The 5,446-nt window shown below is 45.5% G+C and carries 5 protein-coding genes, 3 tRNA genes and 1 pseudogene; 1 reads left to right on the forward strand and 8 read right to left on the reverse strand.

The window, feature by feature from the left end:
• The 3 genes and pseudogenes from BG32_RS17250 to BG32_RS13950 all read right to left on the reverse strand — a co-directional run.
• Positions 1 to 367 (reverse strand): iron chaperone (locus BG32_RS17250; protein WP_121527002.1); only part of this gene is annotated, 367 nt, incomplete at its 3' end.
• 9 nt (positions 368 to 376) lie between these two features.
• Positions 377 to 669, reverse strand: a pseudogene (locus tag BG32_RS17255) (DUF1905 domain-containing protein).
• 455 nt (positions 670 to 1,124) lie between these two features.
• Entirely contained in the window at positions 1,125 to 1,394 is a 270-nt protein-coding gene (locus BG32_RS13950; protein WP_006490341.1) for a hypothetical protein, read from the reverse strand.
• 195 nt (positions 1,395 to 1,589) lie between these two features.
• On the opposite strand from BG32_RS13950, the gene BG32_RS16965 reads away from it, so the two are divergent.
• Positions 1,590 to 2,837 (forward strand): HD-GYP domain-containing protein, encoded by a 1,248-nt coding sequence (locus BG32_RS16965; RefSeq protein WP_006490343.1) that lies wholly within the window; start codon positions 1,590 to 1,592, stop codon positions 2,835 to 2,837.
• A gap of 866 nt (positions 2,838 to 3,703) precedes the next feature.
• Here the strand turns inward: BG32_RS16965 and BG32_RS13960 are convergent.
• From BG32_RS13960 to BG32_RS16845, 5 genes are all read right to left on the reverse strand, one after another.
• A tRNA-Met gene (locus BG32_RS13960) sits at positions 3,704 to 3,780 on the reverse strand.
• A 6-nt stretch (positions 3,781 to 3,786) separates the two neighbouring features.
• Positions 3,787 to 3,863, reverse strand: a tRNA-Met gene (locus tag BG32_RS13965).
• 59 nt (positions 3,864 to 3,922) lie between these two features.
• Positions 3,923 to 4,011 (reverse strand) — tRNA-Leu (locus BG32_RS13970).
• Positions 4,012 to 4,057: 46 nt separating this feature from the next.
• Entirely contained in the window at positions 4,058 to 5,092 is a 1,035-nt protein-coding gene (locus tag BG32_RS13975; protein ID WP_259459764.1) for an MBL fold metallo-hydrolase, read from the reverse strand.
• 26 nt (positions 5,093 to 5,118) lie between these two features.
• Entirely contained in the window at positions 5,119 to 5,388 is a 270-nt protein-coding gene (locus BG32_RS16845; RefSeq protein ID WP_259459765.1) for an MBL fold metallo-hydrolase, read from the reverse strand.
• Positions 5,389 to 5,446: the final 58 nt, after the last annotated feature.

The following is a 5,446-nucleotide window of genomic DNA, read 5'->3' on the forward strand; positions in this document are numbered from 1 at the left end:
CAATAAGCCCCAGAGGTATCCGCTTGCCGAATGGAAACTGAATCGCGCCCTTGCTTCTACTAAACTCTGTCAACCGGGCGGCAAAACGTGCAACAGCTTTGTCACCTGGATAAAGTCCGATGTGGTTCTTGAAGGCTGCGAAGTGGATGATATTGTGATTTCTCCAGTAAGTCGGCATTCTCCAGGAAATTCGTTCCTCTGCATCTGGTAGCGTCGCACGGAGTGTATCCCGTACTTGGTGCAGGAGCAGCTGAAAGCTCTCAGGTTGAGCTTCAATGTACGCGTCAATCGTTTTCTGGGGAATACCACACGAATGTCTCTGGTTCTCTTTCTCGAATTCACGACCACATTTCGGACACTGCCACAAGGTAACTCACTACTCCCTTTCCATTATCGTTGCCTTGACGCTGTCACCGGGCTTCTTTCCAATCTTGGCTCTTATATCCTTCCTTATGACGATTACGTAGCAGACCGTACCACCAGGTTCTTCATTCCCATATTAACAACGCTTCCGCCGTACGGTTAGCCGTCAAAACTCGCGCGGACCCTTAATCCTGCCCCTGCCAAATTCCTTCCTTAAATCATTAGGGAATTCGCTAAATGCCCCATCTATGTCGGGAGCTTCGAAAAGATGGCATCAGACTCATATACTTTCGGGTTCTTAGTCAATAACTCCCTTCAGAAAAGATCTTCAGTAGCCTCTCCGCGGCGAAAATAAACAAGTACGTTATTTCACGGCTCTTATCACAGAGCGCCTCCATCAATGTTCAGGCTCATAATCCTGTAATTCTTTGTCCCGATCGCTGAATCTGAATCTAATAGTCAAACCGAGAACAAATCAAACTGAATATGTATATAGATAATACACGGTTGCTCTTATGTTGTGAAGAAGCGATCGTTCTCTATGGCAGTCAAGAAACTCATCGAGAAAAGTGCGATAATTCTAGGGTTTTATCTTTCAAAAAAGAAATCGGAAATCCGATTTCAAGCAGCAACAAAAGTCGTTATGTGAAACCAGTATTCAATGAACTGAGCTTTAACCTGAGCTGCATGGTAGATAGAAAAGTCCCGCTTTCGACCGTACTCTAACTCATCCATTTATCCCGGGCCGAGCGTTCCTAGAGTTAGTCCAGTGTAACGTAGCATCCCTTTCCCTTCATGCAGCCTCCTAGCGCGAATCCTGTTGATTTTGGATTCATTCCAGGCAGGTAGAAAACGGTTGTGAGTTCCTCAACATCCTGGCCATGTTGGAGCCAGATGCTTTCTGCCAGTTTCTTCAGGCTGTCTTCGGACTGGCTGTAATTGAAGATCCGTATTTTGACGTTTCTACGTCGCATTGCCTTTCCGAAATCCCTAATTTGAAGGATTTCGTAGCTAATCTCCTCGCTTTTCACTGTTTATCCCCCTAAGAATAATTACAACACGGATATTATTTTACAGCAGTTAACACCAAAAGCAAAATCTCCAATTTAATTGTCTTTACAGTAGTAGTTCGCCAAATTACTATCAAGACATTGTTGAATCAATAGATTAAGTGATATGATTAAGTAGATATTTTGAGGGGTGGATATAACAGAAGGAGGTTTTAAATGAGAGGATTTGATGAACTCCGGTACATCAGACCTACTTTAGTCATATTCATCTTTCTAGTAACGATTCTTCTAATGATGCTACCGTACCATGTCTTTCAGAATGAAGCTATCAGCTATACTCAGGAGATCTATTCGGGAATCTTTGAGACATCTGTCGAAAATCTGGGATCCGCTTTGTCTTTGGGATATTTCCAATGGAATGCCATGTACGATGCCGTTTTGTCGAAAGACGACTTATTCATCGAAGAGATGCTCCAGGAGATCCAAAATGAGTTTCCAGCAGTGAAGTCGGCCAGGCTAGTAAGCAGACCGCCAGAGATACCGGCTAAAGACGTCTACAAACTAGCAACCATAGAGCAGGAGGTCTATCTCTACTTCAACGTTTACGACAGTCATATGGATAATGAGATCTCAGATGCAGTAGTGATTGTTAGTATTGACAAGAATGTTCTGCTTTCGGAGATGAGTTTGGATGATAGAATTACCTTCTCTCCGGGCGGATCGAAGAGTTTCGCCTACGGCCTGAGAACCGAAATAAAAGGATATGACCTTACTAAGTGGATGATTCTGCATTCCGTGGCGGCTGGGATAGTTGGTGTCTTGTTCATGATGGAAGCGCTGGCGCTCGGTCTGTCTAGATACTATGAGATGAGTGGTCTTCAGGAAATTATGTATTTGTGGGAGATGGAAGATTCCTACACAGCCTTTCACTCCAAAAATGTGGCAAAAATTGCTGAGTTTTTGGGCAAGAGTCTTGGATTGAGAAGAAAGAAAGTCATGGAGCTTGTGAACGGAGCAAAACTTCATGATATTGGTAAGATGGGTATTTCACCAAACATACTGAGAAAGCATGGCCCTCTCGATGAAATTGAAAAGGAGGTAATACACAATCACCCTCAACACGGTAAAGAGGTTCTTCAACATTTCAAATACCTCGAGAGATTCATTCCTTACGCCTATCTACACCACGAAAGAGAAGACGGTTCTGGCTATCCCCAGGGCCTAAAGGGAGATGAGATACCGCTCGAAGCAAAGATCTTGGCCGTAGCTGATGTGTTTGAAGCTCTCACAGCGGATAGGCCCTACAGGACTGCTTACTCTTTTGGTCAAGCGGTGGACATGATGACAGAAATGCCTCTCGATCAAGATATAGTATCCGAACTGATAAGTATTCTTCCGGAACTCGAGAACGAGCTTTGCGGGAGGAATCCGCGTAAGTGCGGGATCATTAGAAGTCAAAGTTGATTTTCTGGATAGCCTCATCAAACAAGTCTGTGACGCAAGCAACTCATACACTCTTCTGCTTCTGGTCGGAGCGATATGATGGGCGTTGATTTCGTTGTGCGGGTTTTCTGTCTAGAAGGCTTAGCAGATCGACACTTTCTGAAGATTGACTCAATACAAAGGAGAAGCATAGAATAATAGACAGGGGTGGTGAAAATCACAGTTTCAAGCGTTATCCCGATTTTGGTCGTAGGGCTTGTTATCACGGTAATAGCCATATTCGTTCGTGGTTTTACGATAGTCATGGACAATATCTAGATGCCGGAGCCATTCTCCAAATTTGGATTTCTTTCGCAGTGATGGACTGTAAAAAAACTTTCGATGATGCACTTTCTTGTCTCCATCGCTTCTTCATTTGAAGGAAATTGGCAGTATAGTATTGATTGTGATTTTCTGGTGAAGAACATGAGTCATACCTTCTGCAAATACATTCCTGCAGAAACAAAAGCCCATGAAGACCCGTCCCCCCATCTTACTCGAATAGTCCTCAGGATGAGAAATAGAGTACATAGGCTCTCATTGGCAACTCTTCAGCAACAGTAAGTGAATACATCTACAGTCTATATTTCGCGAAGTCACTTCTCATTATGCAGGGAAATCTAAAACGGGTTGGTTATTTTCAGCTCAGTGCATCGCCATGAGAGCAAAAATCGGATGTTTAGTGAAAACTGCTGATCACAGCCACTGGCAATTCTAAAAGCCTTAGAGCTAATGAAACAGTGGTCTTGGATCGCCGAAAAACTCGCCCAAAAACAAACAAGCCTCCCAACGGGAGGCTAGATTCATTGATCTGAGCGCTTCATACACGCACGTAGGCCCTAAATGCTTGGTGGCGGCGGTCAGAATCGAACTGACGACTCTGCGGGTATGAACCGCATGCTCTAGCCAGCTGAGCTACACCGCCTAATAATGGTAGCGGGGACAGGATTTGAACCTGTGACCTTTGGGTTATGAGCCCAACGAGCTACCAGACTGCTCCACCCCGCACCGAGTATCTATCTGCTCACAATATTCTATATATTAATGACCTGCTTTCTTTGCTTCCATGGTGCCGGGGATGGGAATCGAACCCACACGGAGCCCTCGCTCCAACGGATTTTAAGTCCGTTGCGTCTGCCAGTTCCGCCACCCCGGCAACCGTACACTATGATAACACCGGCACATTTCCTTGTCAACCGGAGCTAGAGCTCGACTGTCTGAAGATTCGATGGTATCTGAATCTCAAACTCATACTGGAGTTCTTCGGCAAGGTTTTCCAGCGCGGCTTCATCACCGTGGACGTAGATCAGTTTCTCCGGCTGAAGTCTTCTGGGAAGATCCAGCAGCTCCTGGTAGTCTGCGTGACCGGAGAAGTTGAAGATATCTATGTTCTTTGTGCCGATCTCGATCGAATCGTCTCCCATTTGAATTCGCTCATCGCCGTTCTTATTTGCCTGTAGGATTTTGTAACCGTCGGATTCGGGACTCTGGTAACCCATGAAGAAGATCCCGTCTCTGCTGTTCGGCAGCATCTGTTTTGCGAATATATACGATAGTGTATCCTCGACGAGCATCCCGGCAGAGAAGACAAATAGAGCGGGCTCTCTCGAGAAGAGGAGCCTCTCGATGTTCTTTGGAGCCACAGTAACGTTATTCTGAAAGCTCTTGATGAACCACTTTCTGTCCTTTTCGCTTATACTCTCGTAGTTGCTCATGTAAAGATTGCTGAGGGAGGCCACCATCCCATTCGTGTATATCGGGACGGAGGGGATCTTTTTCTTCCCCATGAGCATGAGGAGCATATAGATTGCTTCCTGGCCCCTACCAAGAGCGAACACAGGCATGAGAATACGACCACCGTTTTCCAAAACGCGCTTCACGGATTTGCTCAGACGCTCTATTTCGCTATATCTTGTTAGAAGCTGATTTTCTTTCGCACCGTATGTTCCCTCGGATATGAGTGTCTCAACCTTTTTGGGAAGCTGGGCAGGTGGGATGGTGAGCTGCTGCGAAAGCGAAATATCTCCTGAATACAGTATCCGCCTTCCTCTGTGTTCAAGAAAGATCGAGGCGGCGCCCATAACGTGGCCTGCAGGGTACAGGGCAACATCTACCACATCGTCTATTGAGTATCTCTGAAAGTACTCCATGGGATATATTCTTCTCTTCAGCTCGTTCACTTCGCCGTGGTTGTAGAGTATCGGCTCGACCCCGTCCTTGGCGTTTTTCTTCTTCATGACTTCGACTGAGTTCTGGAGTATTCTTAGCGCCAGACCTTTGTTTTCCTTTGCCATGAGGATCGGGCATTTGGCCATCTTTGAGAAATATAAGGTAGAGAAGAGAGATGGTCGTAGTGGGAGTGAGAGATCATTATCACATCTAGATCGTTTATCTTGTCAATTTCCGGTAGCGACTCGTAACCTTCCTTTACTGGGTGTCTTCCTGCATCAATTAGGATATTCTTGCCGTCCAGACTAAGGAGATAGGAGTTTGCGCCTATCTCGCGGCCGCCACCAAGCGGCGTTAGTGTCATCAAATTTCCTCCTTCTTCTTATAATTCTAACTCAACTTTGACAGCAAAAGAGAATAAA

Source organism: Mesotoga sp. HF07.pep.5.2.highcov, from assembly GCF_003666285.1.
Lineage (GTDB): Bacteria > Thermotogota > Thermotogae > Petrotogales > Kosmotogaceae > Mesotoga > Mesotoga prima.